The organism is Enterococcus haemoperoxidus ATCC BAA-382, from assembly GCF_000407165.1.
Taxonomy (GTDB): Bacteria; Bacillota; Bacilli; order Lactobacillales; family Enterococcaceae; genus Enterococcus_L; species Enterococcus_L haemoperoxidus.
On the sequence record NZ_KE136479.1, the window covers coordinates 1,697,259 to 1,716,969 of the forward strand.

The 19,711-nt window shown below is 35.0% G+C and carries 22 protein-coding genes and 1 tRNA gene; 4 read left to right on the forward strand and 19 right to left on the reverse strand.

All coding sequences use genetic code 11. From position 1 onward, the window contains the following. Positions 1 to 4: 4 nt before the first annotated feature. Both I583_RS07835 and I583_RS07840 read right to left on the reverse strand, forming a co-directional pair. Complete coding sequence (locus tag I583_RS07835) at positions 5 to 1,195, reverse strand: glycoside hydrolase family 3 protein (protein WP_010761033.1); 1,191 nt, start codon at positions 1,193 to 1,195, stop codon at positions 5 to 7. Between the two features lie 114 nt (positions 1,196 to 1,309). Beyond that, positions 1,310 to 2,881 (reverse strand): zinc ribbon domain-containing protein, encoded by a 1,572-nt coding sequence (locus tag I583_RS07840; RefSeq protein ID WP_010761032.1) that lies wholly within the window; start codon positions 2,879 to 2,881, stop codon positions 1,310 to 1,312. A 237-nt stretch (positions 2,882 to 3,118) separates the two neighbouring features. Between I583_RS07840 and I583_RS07845 the strand changes: the two genes are divergently transcribed. After that, complete coding sequence (locus tag I583_RS07845) at positions 3,119 to 3,517, forward strand: VOC family protein (RefSeq protein ID WP_010761031.1); 399 nt, start codon at positions 3,119 to 3,121, stop codon at positions 3,515 to 3,517. A gap of 86 nt (positions 3,518 to 3,603) precedes the next feature. Here the strand turns inward: I583_RS07845 and I583_RS07850 are convergent, their stop codons facing one another. The 11 genes from I583_RS07850 to I583_RS07895 form a co-directional block, all read right to left on the reverse strand. Then, the gene (locus I583_RS07850; protein ID WP_010761030.1) at positions 3,604 to 3,981 is read right to left on the reverse strand and encodes a DUF4839 domain-containing protein; all 378 of its coding nucleotides are present in this window, start codon (positions 3,979 to 3,981) and stop codon (positions 3,604 to 3,606) included. Positions 3,982 to 4,292: 311 nt separating this feature from the next. Then, positions 4,293 to 4,559: a hypothetical protein gene (locus I583_RS07855; protein ID WP_010761029.1), complete on the reverse strand. Its 267-nt coding sequence runs from the start codon at positions 4,557 to 4,559 to the stop codon at positions 4,293 to 4,295. Continuing rightward, positions 4,560 to 4,925, reverse strand: a complete 366-nt coding sequence (locus I583_RS07860; protein ID WP_010761028.1) for a hypothetical protein — start codon at positions 4,923 to 4,925, stop codon at positions 4,560 to 4,562. Between the two features lie 76 nt (positions 4,926 to 5,001). Further along, on the reverse strand, positions 5,002 to 5,730 hold the full coding sequence (locus tag I583_RS16920) for a hypothetical protein (protein ID WP_010761027.1): 729 nt from the start codon (positions 5,728 to 5,730) through the stop codon (positions 5,002 to 5,004). 18 nt (positions 5,731 to 5,748) lie between these two features. Next, entirely contained in the window at positions 5,749 to 6,159 is a 411-nt protein-coding gene (locus I583_RS16925; protein WP_010761026.1) for a hypothetical protein, read from the reverse strand. Further along, positions 6,152 to 6,550, reverse strand: coding sequence for a DUF1310 family protein (locus I583_RS07870; RefSeq protein ID WP_010761025.1), 399 nt, complete (start codon positions 6,548 to 6,550; stop codon positions 6,152 to 6,154). Before I583_RS07870 ends, I583_RS16925 begins: the two co-directional genes overlap by 8 nt. A gap of 758 nt (positions 6,551 to 7,308) precedes the next feature. Next, a tRNA-Leu gene (locus I583_RS07875) sits at positions 7,309 to 7,391 on the reverse strand. 99 nt (positions 7,392 to 7,490) lie between these two features. Then, entirely contained in the window at positions 7,491 to 8,216 is a 726-nt protein-coding gene (locus I583_RS07880; RefSeq protein ID WP_010761024.1) for an ElyC/SanA/YdcF family protein, read from the reverse strand. 90 nt (positions 8,217 to 8,306) lie between these two features. Then, positions 8,307 to 8,792, reverse strand: coding sequence for a SprT family protein (locus I583_RS07885; protein WP_010761023.1), 486 nt, complete (start codon positions 8,790 to 8,792; stop codon positions 8,307 to 8,309). A gap of 2 nt (positions 8,793 to 8,794) precedes the next feature. Further along, positions 8,795 to 10,987: a Tex family protein gene (locus tag I583_RS07890; protein ID WP_010761022.1), complete on the reverse strand. Its 2,193-nt coding sequence runs from the start codon at positions 10,985 to 10,987 to the stop codon at positions 8,795 to 8,797. A gap of 117 nt (positions 10,988 to 11,104) precedes the next feature. Further along, complete coding sequence (locus I583_RS07895; protein ID WP_010761021.1) at positions 11,105 to 11,839, reverse strand: metallophosphoesterase; 735 nt, start codon at positions 11,837 to 11,839, stop codon at positions 11,105 to 11,107. Positions 11,840 to 12,050: 211 nt separating this feature from the next. Between I583_RS07895 and I583_RS07900 the strand changes: the two genes are divergently transcribed. From I583_RS07900 to I583_RS07910, 3 genes are read left to right on the forward strand one after another with little or no spacing between them, the layout of a single operon-like run. Further along, positions 12,051 to 12,911 carry an efflux RND transporter periplasmic adaptor subunit gene (locus I583_RS07900; RefSeq protein WP_010761020.1) on the forward strand — a complete coding sequence of 287 codons (861 nt, stop codon included), beginning with the start codon at positions 12,051 to 12,053 and terminating at the stop codon, positions 12,909 to 12,911. A gap of 12 nt (positions 12,912 to 12,923) precedes the next feature. Continuing rightward, complete coding sequence (locus I583_RS07905) at positions 12,924 to 13,616, forward strand: ABC transporter ATP-binding protein (protein ID WP_010761019.1); 693 nt, start codon at positions 12,924 to 12,926, stop codon at positions 13,614 to 13,616. 15 nt (positions 13,617 to 13,631) lie between these two features. Next, positions 13,632 to 14,855 carry an ABC transporter permease gene (locus I583_RS07910; protein WP_010761018.1) on the forward strand — a complete coding sequence of 408 codons (1,224 nt, stop codon included), beginning with the start codon at positions 13,632 to 13,634 and terminating at the stop codon, positions 14,853 to 14,855. A gap of 60 nt (positions 14,856 to 14,915) precedes the next feature. On the opposite strand, the gene I583_RS07915 is transcribed toward I583_RS07910, so the two are convergent. The 6 genes from I583_RS07915 to I583_RS07940 form a co-directional block, all read right to left on the reverse strand. After that, positions 14,916 to 15,323 (reverse strand): EVE domain-containing protein, encoded by a 408-nt coding sequence (locus I583_RS07915; protein WP_010761017.1) that lies wholly within the window; start codon positions 15,321 to 15,323, stop codon positions 14,916 to 14,918. A 21-nt stretch (positions 15,324 to 15,344) separates the two neighbouring features. Further along, positions 15,345 to 15,764, reverse strand: a complete 420-nt coding sequence (locus tag I583_RS07920) for a pyridoxamine 5'-phosphate oxidase family protein (protein WP_010761016.1) — start codon at positions 15,762 to 15,764, stop codon at positions 15,345 to 15,347. Between the two features lie 112 nt (positions 15,765 to 15,876). Then, entirely contained in the window at positions 15,877 to 16,260 is a 384-nt protein-coding gene (locus I583_RS07925; RefSeq protein ID WP_010761015.1) for a DUF4430 domain-containing protein, read from the reverse strand. Between the two features lie 23 nt (positions 16,261 to 16,283). Further along, positions 16,284 to 16,973, reverse strand: coding sequence for an ECF transporter S component (locus I583_RS07930; protein WP_010761014.1), 690 nt, complete (start codon positions 16,971 to 16,973; stop codon positions 16,284 to 16,286). Continuing rightward, complete coding sequence (locus I583_RS07935; RefSeq protein ID WP_010761013.1) at positions 16,960 to 18,642, reverse strand: ABC transporter ATP-binding protein; 1,683 nt, start codon at positions 18,640 to 18,642, stop codon at positions 16,960 to 16,962. The genes I583_RS07930 and I583_RS07935 overlap by 14 nt, the downstream gene beginning before the upstream one ends. Further along, positions 18,615 to 19,502, reverse strand: coding sequence for an energy-coupling factor transporter transmembrane component T (locus I583_RS07940; RefSeq protein ID WP_010761012.1), 888 nt, complete (start codon positions 19,500 to 19,502; stop codon positions 18,615 to 18,617). The genes I583_RS07935 and I583_RS07940 overlap by 28 nt, the downstream gene beginning before the upstream one ends. Positions 19,503 to 19,711: the final 209 nt, after the last annotated feature.

Here is a 19,711-nt window from a genome sequence, read left to right on the forward strand (position 1 = left end):
ACCTCTACCAATTTATTAACCCTATATCCATTTTCATTTTTAACACTCGATAAACCGATTGATTCAACTCTTTTTCAGTATATACTCCTTCTTCGATTCCTTGTAAAACATATGGAATCTGTTCTTGAAAAGAAGAAGACAAAATTAAATCATTTCCTGCTTTTAATGCAGCCAGTCCCGCTTCTTTTTGCGAAATAAAATCTGCCAGCCCCGCCATATCCATATCATCTGTCATGATAACGTTTTGAAATCCTAATTCATTTCGCAAAATATCATGAACTGGTCGGGAGATCGATGCTGGCATTGCTTCGTCAATACTCGTAATGATATTGTGAGAAATTAGAACACTGTCTGCTCCTGCTGCTATTCCTGCTTTAAAAGGCAAGAAATCATTATTTCTAAGCTCATCTAGACTGCGAGTATCGTAAACAATTTCTACATGAGAATCTCGATTATTTCCATAACCTGGAAAATGTTTCAACGTTGAAGCAATTTTTTGTTTTTTTAACTCCTCCACAGTTATTTTCACGTATTCACTTGTTTGTTGCGCATCAAGTCCTAATGTTCGGTCATAGATAAAAGCTTCGGGATCAGTTGACACATCTGCATCAGGGAATAAACCACCTTGAATCCCATAAGAATGTAAGACTTTGGCTTTTTCCTGAATATCTGAGCAAATCCCTTCCCATCCAGATTCTTGATATACTTGCTGTGGTGCTTTAAATTCTGCTGGAACTAAATCTGTTCCTCTACTCAAACGAGAAACTGTCCCTCCTTCTTCATCTGATGCAATGAATAACGGTAATTTACTGCTAGATTGATAGCTTTTTATTTTTTCCTTCAGTGAATCTGACGTTTCCATCTCAACGTCACGACCAAATAGAAGGTAACCACCTAAATGATATGCTTCAATACTCTCTAATTGTCCTTCTATCGGTACACGAGCTAAGAATAACTGCCCGACTTTTTCCTCGATACTCATTGAAGAAATCGTGTCATTGATCACTTCTTCTTGATTCTTCGCAGATTGTTTTTCATTTTTGTTCATCGAATTCGTTGTTTCTTCAGTCCCCTTTGTGAGTGTACTGCTCGAACTTTTTTGCTCCACTGTATTGTCGGTCTGATTAAATAATAAAATAACAGCTAAACTAATGCTAAAAATCAAAAGTAAAATAAGTACCGCGCTGACAATCATTTTTTTATTATTGATGATGGTTCCTCCTCTAAAAGTGCAATGAGCTCGTTCAGGTTCCCATAAAAAAACAGGAAAATATGAGGGTAGTTTATGAAACTAATTAAGCTCAGTCGTTTAGTCTATTCCACCATTATCTACCACTTCAAAATTCTCTTTACCGCCTAAACTTTTGATAGCAAACTGCTTTTCTTCTTCATTATAAATAAGTGTTGCTTTTTTGTAACGAAATAGTTGCGTGACATCTGGTTGTTTATACTCTTTATAATTCGTTTTGTATTTGATTAAGTATTGAACATCGTAAATGTTTTTCCCAGTCATTTTAACCGACTCCACAGTTGGGGAACCCGTTACCGAGCTTTTGACTTTACTATCACGCACTGATTGAATAAACGTATTGAAATCTTGATACTCCGCATTGTCTTTGCCATCAATAAAATGATTCGAAAACTTTTGTTTCGTTGTTTCATCATAAGTTGAATACGTACTTGTATAGCCAGAAACAGTTGAATAAAAACTGTTTAAAAACCATTCAATATTGGACTCTCCTTGAATACCAGCAAAATCCAGTTTAATAATCGAAGAGTACGATTCTGGATCATATTCGCTTGCATCAAAAGACGAATCGTTTATTATATAAGGTTTTGTTTCAATAACACTTTTATCTTCTAGCGCTTGTTTCAATTGAACAGTCATTTCTTGGTGCCAAATCAGATTTTTTACTTCGTATTCGCCAGCCAACAGTTGTCCTATTTTTTTATCATTAATAAAAACATCGGCTTCAGAGATATTAGAAGTAAGTTTAAATGAGATTTTACGAAAGTCCAAATTTACTTGATTCGTTTGATTATCACCAGAATTCTGACGTTGAAGCAAGTCGATTGTTGTTTCGCTTTTTTCACCAGCTAACTCACCTTTGACTGTATATTCTGCTGGAGTTAACGGCCCCCATACAGTTTGAAACTGCGCTTTATCGGTTGTCTCTTTTTCTTGATTATTCAAGAATAACTTCATATCTTTTTGATTCGCTTTAATCGTTATGTAGCCTGGTTTTAAAGCCCATTGATAATGATCAAACAGCAAAAACTTCTTGCCATTTTTTATCAGCGATAACACTCCTGTATGATTATCAACGTTGCCTAATTGTTCAATCAGTCGAGAAAAAGCTTCTTTGTGTTCGTTACGTCCATAATAATCAAAATACTTTTTTATTTCTTTTCTTGTTACATTATAATTAGGATCTACTGAAACCGTCAATTGTTCCATCTTATTGACATCTTTATTTTTAACGATTTCTACCATTCTCTTAAGCTGGTTCTCTTGACTATAATAATTTTTCGCAGCAAAATAAGTGCCAAAAACTAGGCACATAAGCGCAACAGATAGCGTAATTAAAATCTTTTGTTTTTGTTTCATTGGTTGTTTTACTTTGCTTACCTGAGCATCTTCTAGGTGATAAGTGGGATCTTTTGATACAGATTCCCCACAAGTTGTACAGAACTGGTCTTCTTCCTCTAATACTGTACCGCATGAACAGGTATTATTTTCAGCTACTTCTGGTGTTTTTAACTCAAATGTATCATCATTTTCCGCTTGAGTAATCGGCTGTGTTTTGAGCTTATCCCCACAATTTTCACAAAACAGTGCTGCTTCTTCGTTTTCATGTTGGCATGACTGACAAATCTTCATTTTTCTCTCCTATTTTTACTATTTTTTTGGTTCCTCTCTATCATTCTATTTTATTGACAAAAAGTCAACTTTTTTTACAATAAAAATATGTATAATTTAAAGTCTCATAGTAAAATAAAGAGAGGTTTCCTTATTTAAATAACAGACTTAACTTAATTCTTTATTTTTGACAAAAAATTCAGCTCATGAGATGCTCTAATTGCACTAAACAACAAAAAGAGAGAAGGTTGAATTTTTATGGCAACAATGGTATTTGTAAATTTCCCAGTCACAGATGTAGCACGTTCTACAGAATTTTACGAAAAATTGGGATTCAAAAAAAACCAAGAATTTTCTACCGAAGAAACAAGCTCAATGGTTTGGGATGATAACTTTTGGGTTATGTTGTTAAATCATGATTTTTACAGTAAATTTATCAAAGATAAAAAAATTGCAGATACAAAAACAACTAGTGGTGTTTTAGTTGCGTTTAGTCTGGAAAGTGCAGATGCTGTGAAGAAATTTGCTGAAACGGCTAAGGCAAATGGTGGCGATTTTTATAAGGTTGATATGGGTATTCCAGAAGATATGATGTTTGGTCTTGAAGTGCAAGATCCAGATGGAAATTCTTTGGAACCGACATGGATGAGTATGTAAAAAAACAATACACATAAGTTATAATTTTGAGTTTGGGCCAATAGTCAGAAAAAATCTGATTTTGCCCCAAACTCATTTTTCTTAATTTATCTAATTTTTATTTCTATAGGCGTTATCATCAAAAGATCAGCATTCTCATTGTAACTGTCAATTGTTGCAATTATGTGTATATTAAGACCTTCTGAAATGGAGTCTGGAATGTTATCACCTGTTAAATGTAAATCGTAAGTAACATTCTTATTGTTAATTTGAAAATTAGCTCCACTATTACCATTAGGGTCATAGTTACCAGGCGTTATTAAGAAATCATATCGAGTTTTATTATTTCCGTGTAAAGACATGTAAGCAATATTTCCATCAAACTCTACTTTACGATTTTTATATTTTTCTGCAAATTCTTTGTAGGCTTTATAATCGTCAATACCTATTAATACATTTACAAATTCTGATATTTTTAAATTCAACTTTTTTTATAAAATGAAAATCAATGTTCTCTGAAAAATTTTTATCGCCTATCACTTATGTATTTTCTGCGTTATTTAATCTTTAATATGGGTATTTGAGATAAATCAATATTCCATTGCCAACTGTTTGTTATCTAAATTACTGTTAAAAGCTACCAAGTTAATTTTTAGACGTTTTAAATTAGAGTGCATTACCTAAATTGCACCTCGTCAATAATACTCACTAGGCAGGCTCCTATAGCCGTTAAAAATAGAAGTACAAAAAAAGAGTCATCAATATAATTGCACCTTTCACCTGATAAATTATGCTTTTATAAGTCATCAAATTGCTCAGTGGTTTGTTTAAATGTTTGTTCTGCTTGCTTTACCCATTGCCCTTTTGCTGATGTTTTAAAACTGGATAGATAACTGGAACTTGTACTTTTTAACCCGATCATCTTTTCTTTTTCCATTTGATTCATCATTTGTTTACGATTTTCAGATGTTGCATGGCTTTGATTAGCTACAAATGTTTGAATCAACTTTTTTTCTAATTCTTTTCGGATATCTGCTAAACTTTCTTTTAATGCATCTAACATTTATGAATTCCTTTCTTTTCTTACTAGTAACATATCCTCTTCATAGGACATTCTTTTTTTTTGATACGAAAGCCTTTGTTCTTCTTGCTCATCATCTAATTTATTCAATGTTTTCTTAATGACCATTTGACCTTCTTCTTGCGCTTCTTGAAGGAATCTGTAAGCTTGTTGCAATGCTTCAGGTTCATTAGCTTCTTCACTTTTTGCCATGTACCTTACATAATCAGCTAAACTTTCAAGTTCGCTACGGAACACCCGATTCTCCTGATGAACATCCTCTATTGTTTCTTTTATTTGTTGTTTTTCTTTTCTATAGTCTGTTTCTAAAGCATCCAATTTTTTAGATAGCTCTTCTTCTGTGTCCATTACATGCTCCTTATCTGATTCGCTAACTCTTGGTCTGTTTGTAATTGTTTCGTAATTGACTCCCTTATTTTCTGTATTAATTTAATTCATCATAATTTCGGCTTATCTTTGTAGCTTTCGCTAATTTCTCCTCATATACACGGACTGGTTCTCTTACGATGCTACTTTCTGTTGCATTTCCCCTAGCTAATGCATCTATACACTCTCCATAAGATAAATGGGAACCTGTATTTTCAGCATTCGATTTTGTTGTTCTCCACAAATCTCCTGCATTTTTGATACCATCTGTATACATTTGTTTGAGCTCTGTAATTTCGCCACTGATTGTTTGTTTCATCCCTTGGGTGATTACCATTGCTTCTGATGCATCAAGAAAAATCTCTTCAGATTTAGAAAGACCACCACCGCTTTTCATAAGACTCTTTCTCATCATATCTATTGCAGATAGTTGTTGAGTTACCATGTATTTAGCCAGTTGGAGACTCCCTTCTTTTGGAGCCTTAATACTTCCATCTTTATTAAAATCACATCCACCCCACATATGTTGGTCAATAAGTCCTACTTTTTTGGAGTTTATTCTAATAATATTTCCTACTGATAGTTTACCCGAACCATAACCGATTGCTATAATGTCTTTTGAATCAACATAATTAAATAATTTGTTTAGTTTTGTTAATGCATCTGCCGTTGCTTGTTGTTTTGGGGAAAGAACACCATAGATATTTGGCCCTTCATAAAAAAATCCACCTGCAATACGTAAACTATCCTTATCAGATAAATCTGAAACTGCGTATTGCGCATTCATGGAACCTAATGAGTGTCCCTAAACAAATACTTGTGCATTTGGATATAGTTCCATGGCATTTTTTAAGGTTTCTGCCGAAGACTGCAATTGTGGCGTTGCTACTGCTCCACCACCATTAATCACTTGTATTCCAGTGGGAATATCATTTAATAACCAGTCTTTGACAGCATCTGATGATAACTCAAAAGAAGAACCACGATAAATTACCGTAACTTCTTTTACTTGGTTTCTTTGTTCGATTGATGAAGAGGCAGGACAATACTTATCTGTAATAACAAAAGATTGTTCTCCAGTGGATTTATCATTTACAATGGATATCACTCCAACTAAATCATTATTATCAAGTCTGACTTCATCTTTTATTAACCATTCTTCGTATTCTTTGGATGCAATTTCAACACGTTCCTCATCAGAATAAGCTTTAGTCATCAATTGTTCCCCCTCTCAATTTCTCACCTAATTTCGAAGAGTTACCTGAAATTACAGATTTTTTAAACTGCCCATTATTGTTTTTGTCTAAATGAAACCTTACATATAACTCTTTATCTGCATCAATGATTAAAGTACCGTTAATTCCACCCATAGGATTATGTTTGATACTTTCTTCATCAATTTCATACGATTTAATAATTCCTTCTTCTGTGAGTGCTTTCGGGTCTAGTACTTTTAAACCATTCTCAAATACTTCTTTTGCTTCTTGACTATTCACAATCTTAATCATTTTATCCTCTTGTTTCTTATTGTCTAACATCACTTTCCCTCCAATCCCAATGGTAATTATTACAATAATACCTATAACTACTAATAGTTTCTTTTTCATTTTCCACCTACTTTTTCCATTTACTAAAAAAGTGTACTTATCATAATTAAACTTTAATTCTAATTACTATTTATTTTACTAAATGTACAATAAAATTGATAGATTTGAAATTATGATTTTTATCCAAGTTTGTCCATTTAAAAAGAGTTTGCAAGTTTTTACACTTACAAACCCTTTTCTTATTATACTAAGTTATTAATTGCTTGCTGTAGTTCAATAACAGCATGCTCAATATCTATTTGGCTAACCTCACTGCTATCATATACGTATTTGGCATCTGCAAGTTTAATCATTAAAATTGATCAAGTTATTATCTTAAAACCACCAAAACAGGTTCCTAGGACTTAATAAATATAGTCATCAAAAATCGGTGATTTTATTTATTTAATTCTTGTCCATCTCCCATAACATTAAATTCCAATTTTCCCCATTATCAACTGTATTCGTTGAGGTATACATACGCCACTTTAATGCTATATTAATAACAATAATGAAAATACCAACTATGGTGCAACTTTACAAGCTATTGCAGATAGTTTAGGGAATACCTTTGATGTATTTATAAAATATTATGCTCATCCTCAAGAGAAATTACAGAAAAAAATAGCTTGTATCGACTTTTTGAAAAACTAGAGTAATTACCTTAATAGATACACTAGTTTTTCTACAAATTATTGCATCGCTTCGTTCATCAGAACTTTTATGGAGACATTAAAAAAAACCTAAACCTATATATACCAAGGTTTAGGGTTGAACTATGCGGCCAAGAAGACTCGAACTTCCACGGGGTTGCCCCCACCAGCCCCTCAAGCTGGCGCGTCTGCCATTCCGCCATGACCGCATTTTATATTTTATGAAATAAGTGTATCTTAACATATGATAAAATACGGCCTACCTTTTGTCAATGGTTCATCTAACAGGCAAACGTACATAATAAAAGTTAACGCTGCTGCTTATACGCATATACTTGACATAGCTCATCATAAGCCCTACTGACATTATTTGGAATTTCTACTTCCCCGATGTAATTACTTCCTTTTGGTCCGTAACCATATTCATCGTTTCTCAATCGAGGAATCTCCCCTAAAACTAAAGACAGAAAATATTCTTTTGTCCATAAACCATTAAGTCTATCATCTTCAAAAAGAATGGTTTTATCTATAGATTTCAGATAAGGCACGATTGGTACATAATTTGTAAACATTGTGTTCGTTTCTTGCCAATGTTTTTCAAAGGTCGCCTTGATTCTTCTTTGTAAAATCGGATCTTCCAGTAATAAGACCTTCTTTTGCGCTATTCTAGCTTTTTTTACAACCTCTAAAGAAAAGAGTGCATTTTCACCAGAATTGGTTGAGTGCATTTCTGTTAAGAATAACTCTGGAGCTATATCATATTTCATTTTATAATACTCTAAATACATTTCAGTTTCACTAGCATCCGAGACGTCAATTCCCATATTTTTAAAATTATTTCGTAAAAAAGGCGTAGCGTGACCGATACCACCTACAAGTAAAACCGCAGATACTTTTTTTTGTTTATATAAGTGTATCAGTTCATCGGCAAGATAAGGAAGACTATTTCCAGCCAAAATTGCTAAATCATAGCTTCCTGTTATTTTTTCTTGTGCAGCTAAATAGTTGATTACTTCATTCCATTGGCGAATCATCTTGTTCCCTACTTTCCTTTTCCGTCAATAATACAAAGAGGGTAGCACAAAAGTGTTTAGCTCTTCTTTCTCAGAGCTAAACACTTTTGTCTAAACTTCTACAAGTTTCCCTCGACATTTGCCGCAAACAAATTTTTGGGTATTGACTCTACGTTTTCTTAAAATCAATGTTTGACATTTTTCGCATTGATATTGATGATAAGATTGCGGCTTTTGCTCTACTAAAGGTCGAACATAACGACTTCCACCCGTTTTTTTTAACAATGTCTTAAAGTCAGAATCTTTATGCTGATAGCCCTTGCCGTCAATATGAAGATGATAATGACATAATTCATGTTTGATGACTTTGATTAATTCGTCTTCGCCATAAAGTTCAATAACTTTCGGGTTAAAATCAATATCGTGAGAATTTAAATGATACCGCCCACCTGTGGTTTTCAACCGTCGATTGAAAAAAGCTTTATGCCTAAACTTTTTTTCAAAAAAAGCCAACGAAATTTCTTCTACTAACTTTTGTAACTGTTCATCGGTAAATACTGGCTTTGTTGGTTTTCCTTCTTTCGAAAAACTGCTCAAAATCAATCTTTCCTTTCAGCTTGCGGCAACATCGTTAGACTAATGCGCCCTTTCTTCATGTCTACATCTTCTACCCAAACGGTCACAACGTCTCCTACAGCAACGACATCTGTAGGATGTTTAACAAATTTTGTACTAAGTTTTGAAATGTGGACTAAGCCATCTTGTTTTACACCAATATCAACGAAAGCACCAAAATCGATAACATTTCGAACTGTACCTTGCAACTCCATTCCAGATTTAAGGTCTTCCATGGATAAGACATCTTTTCTTAAAAGAGGAGCAGGCATTTCATCACGCATGTCTCTTCCTGGCTGGACTAATGCTTGGATGATATCTTTCAAGGTTTCACTCCCAACAGCTAATTCAGATTCTAATTGATCTAATGACAATCCTTTAATGCTTTGGGCAGCTTCTGGAGTTCCAAGTTCTGCTAATTTAACGCTGGCTTTTTCTAAAATTGCCTTAGCAACATCATAACTTTCTGGATGAATCCCTGTATTATCCAATATGTTTTTCCCATTTGGAATTCGCAAGAACCCAATCGCTTGTTCATAAGCTTTTGGACCTAAACGAGGAACTTTTTTAACTTGATTACGAGCCGTAAAGGCGCCATTTTCATCTCGATAGGCCATTAAGTTTTGAGCAGTCGTTTTGTTTAAACCAGAAATATGTTGTAATAATTGTGGGCTAGCTGTGTTTACATTTACGCCGACTTGGTTAACAGCTGTTTCTACAACAAAATCCAATTGTTCTGCTAAACGTTTTTGGGAAACATCATGTTGATATTGACCGACGCCGACCGCTTTCGGATCGATTTTTACAAGTTCTGCTAAAGGATCTTGCAAACGGCGAGCAATACTGACCGCACTTCTTTCTTCTACTTGTAGATCTGGAAATTCAGTTCTCGCTACATCACTCGCAGAATAGACAGACGCTCCTGCTTCGTTAACGATCACATAGAAAACGTCCCGTTTGATTTGTTTTAATTGTTCAGCAACAAATAGCTCAGATTCACGGCTAGCTGTTCCATTACCGATCGCCACCATTTCAACTTGATACTTTTCAATCAACTGATTAAAAGCAGGACCTGCTGCTGCACGTTTTTCTCCTGAAGCTGGTTTGTGAGGATAAATCACTTGGATCGCTAATACTTTACCTGTGGCATCGACAATCGCCATTTTGCATCCTGTTCGGTAAGCTGGATCAAACCCTAAAACGACTTTGCCTTTCAATGGTGGTTGAAGCAATAGATTACGTAAGTTCTCACCAAAAATATTGATTGCTTGTTCATCGGCTTTTTCAGTCAATTCATTACGAATCTCACGTTCGATGGCTGGACCAATAAATCGTTTGTAACTATCTAAATACGCTGTTTCAACATAAGCCGCTGTTGGAGATTGTTTATTATTTCCAATCAATTGTCGTTCTAAATAAGAATTGATTTTTTCTTCCTCTACCAAAAGAGTAACTTTCAAGATATCTTCTTTTTCACCACGATTTGTTGCTAAGACCCTATGAGAAACCATTTTACTAACAGGTTCAGAAAAATCATAATACATTTCATAAACTGATTTCTCGTCTTTCTCTTCGTCTTTAACTGTACTTACGTATTGCCCATGTTTAAAGGTAAAATCACGAATCCAAGTACGGAATTTAGGCTCATCGGATACTCGTTCAGCAATGATTTCATGCGCACCAAGCAATGCTGCTTCCGCTGAATCAACTTCTTTTTCAGCATCCACATATTTATCAGCCTCAGCCGTTACATCTGCCTGAACTGGAAAGCTCATTAACCAGTCTGCTAAAGGTTCTAGTCCTTTTTCTTTGGCAATTGTTGCTTTGGTACGACGTTTTTGCTTGTAAGGGCGATATAGATCTTCTACTTGCTGCATTTTTGTCGCTTTTTGAATGGATTTAGCTAACTCATCTGTCAGTTTTCCTTGCTCTTCGATTAAACGAAGTACTTCTTCTTTGCGTTTCTCTAAATTACCTAAGTAGGTGTACCGTTCTTCAATTTCACGAATTTGCACTTCATCTAAACTGTTCGTCATTTCTTTACGATAACGGGCAATAAAAGGAACAGTGTTGCCTTCACTTAATAAAGTCAGCACTGTTGTGATTTGTTTGGGACGATATTCTGTCAATTCTTTCTGAAGTAAATCAACTACTTCTTGGTTATAAGCTTCTGCCATATTTACATACCTCTCTTCATTAACATACTGTTTCATTTTAGCATATTTTCTTGTTGAAATATAGGACGAGCAAAAAGCTTAAAAAAGACTTTACTCGGTTCAAATAGAAACAGTTGTTTAAAAATCAGGCTGCCAAGGTCCATTTAAATTTTGATATTCAATGTCTTGCACGATTCCATTTTGATCGAAAATCACACCATGAACTGAACCACCAAACACAGCGCCCCCATCAATCCCAATTTTATTATCGGACAGCCACAAGTCAGTTGTCTCCATATCTCCATGAAGCATTGGAGTAATGGTATGACCAAACACAATTTTTTTACCTGTATGATTTTTTCCTTGATGAAACGCCTCTCTGATCCAGATAAAATCATGCGGACTCGTTTCATGCCAGTCTTTTTTAGTTAAGTCTACTCCAGCATGAACAAAAATATACTCTTCCCATTCAAAGTAAAGTGGCCGCTCAGTCAAAAATTCAATCAACTCTTTATATCTGCTGCGAATCATCATGCTGATCTCAGTTGGGGAATATTCTTCTGTTGCTCCTTTATGAAGCAAACTTTCCATCGTTTCTTTACCACCGTTACGAATGTAACTAGTAAACCAGTCCTCTGGTTTATTTAGAAACTGCAGAAAATATTCTTCATGATTTCCTCTAAGGTAAACGGCTTTATATTTCTCAACCAATTCTTTTCCAAGTAAAAAGCTCTCTTTTGTTTTGGGGCCACGATCATTTAAGTCACCGATCAATACTAATTGATGCATCTTCGGATCAAAGTATTGGATCAATTTTTCAAACAACTCGTATTCCCCGTGAATATCACTGATTGCGTAGATAAATTTTTTCATAAACTAAGCTCCTTTTTACCATTCTTTTTTCTATATTATAACGCAAAAAACAACATGTACTTCAGATTATCAATTGAAAACATATAGGGATAGTCGTTTATTTAAGAATATTTTAAAAATTGAAAATTAATCTTAGACTTTTCATGAAAAAGAGAGTAAACTTATATGAATGACACCATGTCATAAAATTAGTAGAAAAGAGCTGAAATTTATGAAGAAAAAAACAATTTTCGGTATTCTTGCAGTTTTAGTTGTTATGATTGCTATTTTCTTGATCGTTCAAGGAAATTCAGGAAAATCAAAAGCTATTACTGTTCGAACTGGTGAAGTAAAAAACGAAACGATCGTTGAAAAACTTTCTACAACCGGTACGTTAATTCCCAATCAAACACAAACACTTATGGGAACCGGCAATGTTGTCGATGTGTTTGTCAAGACCGGTGATAAAGTAGAAAAAGACAAAGTTTTAGCAACATATGATAACGGCTTACAATTAACTGCCGGATTCAATGGCACGGTCACTCAGGTCAACATTAAATCCAAACAAGCCGATACAAATGCTCAGCAAGGAAAACCATCGATTCAGCTAGATGATCTTTCTACCTTAAAAGTTCAACTAGCATTATCTAACTCAGAGGCTTCTGCTGTAGCTGTTGATCAAAAAGCGGAAATCACAAGCGGTAATGAAACGTTTTCAGGAAAAGTCGCTGAAAAAGATCCTGCTGCTCAAAGTACTCAATCAGCAACAGGAACAAGTGCAAGTTTAGGTGCCGTTGTAACCTTTGATCAAGCACCAGAAAAACTGTTCGCAGGTTTTGATGTAGATGTCGATATCACAACAAATACCGTTGAAAATGTCCTAGCCTTACCGATCGAAGCTTTAACCTATAATGATAAAAATGAACCGATTGTATTCGAGGTTAAAAATGGCCGTGCCAAAGAAACAAAAATTGAAATCGGCATTCAATCAGATAAATTGATCGAAGTCAAAAGCGGACTAAAAGAAGGAGAAAAGGTGATTCTTTCTCCAAGTTCTGATATCAAAAACAATACTGAAGTAACCAAAGAATAGAAGGTGAAATGATTGATCGATTTAAAAGATGTAGTAAAAATCTACCGTACCGGCGGAGAAGAACTAGAAGCTTTAAAACACGTTTCCCTGCATATTGCAGAAGGAGAATTCACTTCTATTATGGGCCCTAGCGGTTCTGGTAAATCAACCATGATGAATATTCTTGGTTTATTAGATCGTTTTGACGAAGGAACCTATCACTTGAATGGACAAGACGTTACCAATTTGACGAGTAACGAAAGTGCTCACGTTAGAAATAAAGAAATTGGTTTTGTTTTTCAATCCTTTAATTTGATGCCGCGGATGTCCCTACTAGACAATGTTGCCCTACCGATGGTTTATTCTGGTATTTCGGCAAAAGAGCGCAAAGAGCGCGCATTAGAAGCTTTGAGAAAAGTGGGTTTGGCAGATCGTATAGCTCATAGACCAAATGCTATTTCTGGCGGACAAAAACAACGTGTAGCCATCGCTCGAGCTATCGTAAATGATCCAGCCGTTTTAATGGCTGATGAACCGACAGGTAATTTAGATTCAAAAACAACACTGGAAATCATGAAGATTTTCCAAGATTTAAATGATACTGGTACAACTGTTGTCATGGTTACACATGAACCGGATGTAGCGCAATACACGAAGCGAATCGTGTCATTTAGAGATGGTGAAATCATTGATGATCAACCAGTATTAGATCGAAAAACACTATAGAAAGGAGCCATTTTCATGGGAATTATTGAAAGTTTCAAAATGGCGATCGATAGTATTCTAGCGAATAAAATGCGTTCGTTTTTGACTATGCTGGGAATTATTATCGGAATTGCAGCTGTGATCGCTATATTAGCTGTGGGTAATGGTGCGACTAGTCAAATCACAGGCACATTCAGCGATTTGGGTGCTTCTACGATTTCTGTTTCTACTAGTCGAGACGCAACCGATAGTCAAAAAATCACCAGTAAAGACATCAAAGCATTAAAAGATGGCATCCCGCAAATCGACCATCTCTCTCCTGTTGTTTCAATTCAAGCAGTCGGAGCTGCAAATGAAAAATCAAAAGCAACATTGATCATGGCAGGAACGCCTGATTTACAATATACCAATCAAACAATGGATAAAGACATCGTCTATGGTCGTTATTTCAATACAACCGAATACTCTGAAGGCAGCAAAGTAGCTGTAATTAGCGCTGACACCGCTCGCTATTTTTTCAACGGACGAGAAAACGTTGTGGGTGAAAAAATTAACTTACGCGGACAAAAAGGACAAATCAGTGCCCGAATCATCGGCGTAACCAAAAGTACCGTAGAAAAAATGGTTGGCTCTTTTGACGAAGAGGAAATGATGGGTTATGTCTCCATTCCACTAACTACAGCGGATAATTTAAATCCTGATGCCACTAAAATCACTAGTTTAACTGTAATTGTCAAATCCAAAGATGATATCGATGCAGTTTCGAAACAAATCGTAAATATCCTCTCTGTTCGTCACAATACAGTCGGTGAAAAAGTCTATACTGCAACGAACTTCTTGCAAGCACTTGATCAAGTGAATAATGTTTTAGGTTTATTTATCAACTTTATTGTAGCTGTTGCGGCAATTGCTCTGCTTGTTGGAGGTATTGGTGTGATGAATATCATGCTTGTTTCGGTAACGGAACGAACTAGAGAAATTGGAACAAGAAAAGCATTAGGCGCAACAGATAGTAATATCTTATTTCAGTTTCTGACAGAATCGGTTATTCTGTGCTTGATTGGTGGACTGATTGGATTAACATTAGGTGCAATCTTGGCAGTTACTGTTGCTAGTGCTTTGGATATCACAGCACAGTTTACGTTAAGCTCAATTGTAGCTGTACTTTTATTTTCAAGTGCTATTGGGATTTTCTTTGGTGTTTATCCAGCAAGAAAAGCTGCGAAACTTGATCCAATCGAAGCATTACGTTACGAATAATTATTTAATATTGTAAAGCAAAATCAGGACGAGACTATTTTCTCTGTCCTGATTTTTTATTTATCCTTTTTTCATTCCAGAAGCGATGAAGTTGAACAACTCCTCTGGAATTTGAAAATGACCAAATCTCAAGCGTGATCGATACTCCTGCCACAATGGAAAGTCTGCAACAGCTTGTAGTGGAACGGATTGAATATTTTCCAAAAAGGTAATGTCTTTTCTAATTGGAATAAAGCCTGGAGCCATTTCAAATGGATAGGCTTCTCCTGGTAAAATTTGTCCCAACGCAATGAACTCTTGGCAAGGCTCTTTGGTTTTCAAACTTTGCTTAGGTGCATAATAAATCAGCCAATCACCTGCCTTCATTCTATTCAGAGGAGCTGACTTTCCGTGACATAATTGGCAAAAACCACCTGCTACACCAAGTTCTACATGATCCTTAGATGCAACACCGATCCAATACTTCATAGTATTCCCTCCTTTTCATTCTTATAAGTTAATCGTTTCCCGACTGTCCATTCCTAGAATCACGATGGCTTGAGTGAAGTGAATTTCGTATAATGCCAACATAGAGCCAGCTTGTTCGATATTATCTTTATAACTAGGAATTTTTTGAATCCATTGGTCTGCTACCTCATAAACGGTCAAATCACTTGTTTTCACTTTTGCATAATGTACACGAACATGATTAGTATCAAGGGTCGGAATTGTTGTAAACGCAACATTGGGATTTGCTTGAAACTCAGTGATTTTTTCATTTCCTTTAAAGGTTGAAAAGAAGAGACATTTTTTGTCTTCATCATAAAAAAAGTTGACGATTCTTACATTCGGTATTTTCTCAACACTTGTTGCTAAAGCGATCTCTGTTTGTTCACTCATTATTTTTTTAAATGCTTCTGTTAGTGTCATAAAATAATAGCTCCTTATTTTTCATTTGTCTGACTGACAAATTCATTCTAACAAACAAACCCTGACAACTGATTGTCAGGGTTTGTTAAATCTTTTTAGAAGCTTCTTTATTTTATAATTTATTCAGTGTCCAAGTAACCGTATCTCCATCTTTTAGAAAATATTCCACAGCTCCAACATCTGGTTGTTTGCCATTTACGTCGTACATCCAATATTTACTTGCTTTTGCATCTTGTAGATGACCGTCGATACCACTGACAAAATCTTTCGACATTTCTATTTTATAGTTTGTTTCCATGACTGTTTGCAACGACTCATCTTTTTTAACGTTTACTTCTTTTTTGTCGAACTCCTTATCGTCTTCCTTCAAAATAATCGTGACTTTAAGCAAATCTTCACTTGATTTAGTTGTATCTTTTTTGTCTGTTGCTTTGCCGCAAGCACCTAATAAGAAGAGCACCATAACGACCATAGTTGCTTTTATAATTTTTTTCATTTTTAATTCCACCTTTATTTGAATTATTTTATATCATATTTGATTAAAATACGTTGAAGCTTCTTTTGAATTGACCTAAAAAGCAAACACGAAAAGAAAGCATTTGCAAAGCAATAGGAAATTGTATAAGGTATGGCAGTCACTAGTAATGCTAGATATCGTTGCCAAGAAAAATAGCGATCGATCGAAAAAACTGTCCATACGTCCATGAAAAAGGAAAAGAAAAGTCCTGCTAAAATTCCATAAAGCGCTAAAAACCAATAGCTTTTTCTAAGTATCTTCTGTATCAAAGGTAAGCCAGCAAGAAAACCGATTAATCCCCAAGAAAACATTTGAAATGGTGTCCACGGACCTTGACCAAATAACATATTTGATGTAATAGCTGACAACGAACCTACTAAAAATCCTACCTCAGATCCTAAACAAATACCTGAAATAATAATAATCGCCGTCATCGGTGTAATCGCTGGAATCATGTAAAACAAAAACCTACCTAAAACTGCAATCGCTGTTAATAACGCAATCAAAACTAATTCTTTACTATTTAACTGTTTTTTTTCATAGCGATAATAAATTGGAAAACAAGCACCTATCGCTAATAACATAGAAATTATTTGATATTGACTGGCTTGAAATAATGAAACACCTATCATACATAATAGCAGTACAAGCAACGCTCTGAAAAAAAATCGTTTGGTGTTATTTTTGATCATCTGTCACACCCTCTACTGCTCTACACGCATCAATCACTTGTTGGGTTGTAACTAAAGTACGAAAGGTCTCGCGAGAAATTCGACTAGCCGCAGTTGTATAAAATGTATGATCACTGAAAAATACTTTTGGTGCTGCCGTTGTCAATACATTATTTTGGAAAAATAGTCCGCAACGGTCAGATAATTCTGCAGCAAAATCCAAATCATGTGTTACGGCTAAAATTGTTTTACCTTGTCTTGCTAGCTCTTTTAATACCTTAATTAGTTGCTTTTTCCCGTAGTTATCAATTCCTTTTGTCGGTTCATCCAGTAACAAAATTTTTGAGTCAGTTAAAAGTAATTTACCTAATGCCGCTCGCTGACATTCTCCACCGCTTAAATCTAAAGGATGTTGTGATAGGATTGTGTTTAATTCGAACAAATTTGCAACAGTGTTTATCTTTTTTACTTGTTCCTGTTCATCCATTTTTATGTTGTCTAAATAATTTTTATAGTCCTCTTCCACTGAATCTTTGATAAAAAGTGTTTGAGGATCTTGGGGTAAATAAGCTACAGCTTTCTGATTTTTTTTGATTGGTTGATTAAAAATAGTGATTTTCCCTCGGTAACATTTGTAGATTCCGGCAATAACTTTCAACAATGTGGTTTTCCCAGTTCCATTCCCTCCAACCAAAGAAAAAATTTCTCCTTCATACACCTCAAAATCGACACCTGCTAAAATATCCCGTCCATTTTTTTCATAGCGAAACCAGCAATTATTTAATTGAATACTTTTACTTGCTAGGTTCTGAGCAACCAGCTCTGCGAGTTCTTCCTGTGATGAAACAATAGCAGGAAAATGGCGAGCTAAAAATCGCTTGCCTTCGAGGACGTCGACAGGACATTTATCCTGTATCCCACTCTCCAGATAAATTTGTGCAGCACTAGGCAAACTAACGATAAATCGACTAAGCTCAGGTTTATTGCTCTTAATTTCATTGGATATACGTCTTGGCTCATCTGCAAAAATCAGTTGACCTTCATCAAGAAGAACAACTTTATCCACCTGAGAAAAGACTGATTCCAATCCATGTTCAGCTAATAAGATCGTTAAGCCCATTTCTCGATTTAGCCTTACAAGTATATCAACAAAATTTTGTGAAGCGATCGGGTCAAGTTGGGTTGTCGGTTCATCTAAAAGCAAAACATCCGGTTTCATCACCAAAACAGAAGCTAGATTAAGCAGTTGCTTTTGCCCACCAGATAATTCGCTTGTTTTAGATTCCAGTAATGCTTGAATACCTAGAAAGTTAGCCATTTCAGCAATTCGGCTTTTAATTTCAGAAGCAGATATACCTATATTTTCCAAACCAAAGGCCAGTTCCTGCCAAACACCACCTGTCACAATCTGGTTTTCAGGATTCTGCATGACATAGCCGATTTTACTGGTTGTAAAAAGTTCTGGAAGATCAGTCATTTTATTATTATTTAGATAGATATTGCCCGTCTGTTTTCCAGCAGGTGTAAGTTGTGGTTTTAACAGTTTTAATAACGTTGATTTACCACTGCCTGAAGCGCCGCAGACCAAAATAAAAGCACCTCGATCAATTGATAATGTCAATTCTCTCAATATAGGTTGATCACTTCCAGCATATTGAAAACTCAGATTTTTGATTTCAAGATAGTCCATACGATCGTCTCCCCTACTTGATTAATCAACGGTAACAATGCTAAAACAAAAAGAAACAAGTAATTTAACCAGTGTTGTTGTACTAGTAAATAGACATTTTCTTGATAAGGATAATAATTAAATTGATAATGCCCGTCCATCATTCCTAAAATAAAAAAAGCACTTGATAGAATAATCATGATCAAAAATAACGTATCCATTTTTCTCCAACGATAGCTCAGTCGATTGCTTCTGATCATCATCCCATACCCACGTGCCTTCATAGAGTCTGCCGTATCCATTGCATTTTCTAAGGACCAGGAAAATAAATTCCCAAATAAATCCATCCCGTAAGAAGCTCTTTCTTTAAAACTTTGTTTTTGTGCTCCTTGAACCGTTTTTTGTACTTGATTTAACTCTTGATAATACTGCCTAAGTAGCGGTATAAAACGAAAAATTAGCGTTAAAATCAATGTCGCTTTAGGAAATCGTTTCCCGAAAAGATAAAAAAATTGCTCCGAGTCTACTGCCACCTGGAAATTTTGAAATAAATAGATTACTGTCGCAATCATCATACCCATAAAAAAACCATAGATAAATGCTTCTTTAGTAATCGGTTTATTCAATAAAAAAAATAATATCGTTGCTCCTCTATGAACAAATAAAGGATTCGTCATAGTTATAAGAGCTAAAAAGATCAAAGGATAAATCACTGACTTTTTTTGCTTTCCTTTCAAATAAATCAACTGAAAAAATAAGCTTCCAAAGAAAAAAATACTGATAATCACTGGATTTGTCGTACTCATTACGATCAATAACATCACTATATAATAGCTAGAAATGACCAGAGGATGCGGTTGTCTAAAAAGTGCTTTGTTCATATCAGACTTCCTTTCTTTACTTGTTGGTTACTCTTGGATAATAAAAAAACAGCCTACACTGTTATTTTAAACACATTTAATTTTCTATTGATTCATTCGCGTCATAGCCTTTTTAGCTTAAAGCAACATTCATATTATATAAATCTACATAACGAAAGTCAATAAATCTTGATTATTCACTGGTGTACAAACATTTAAAGATCTATTAC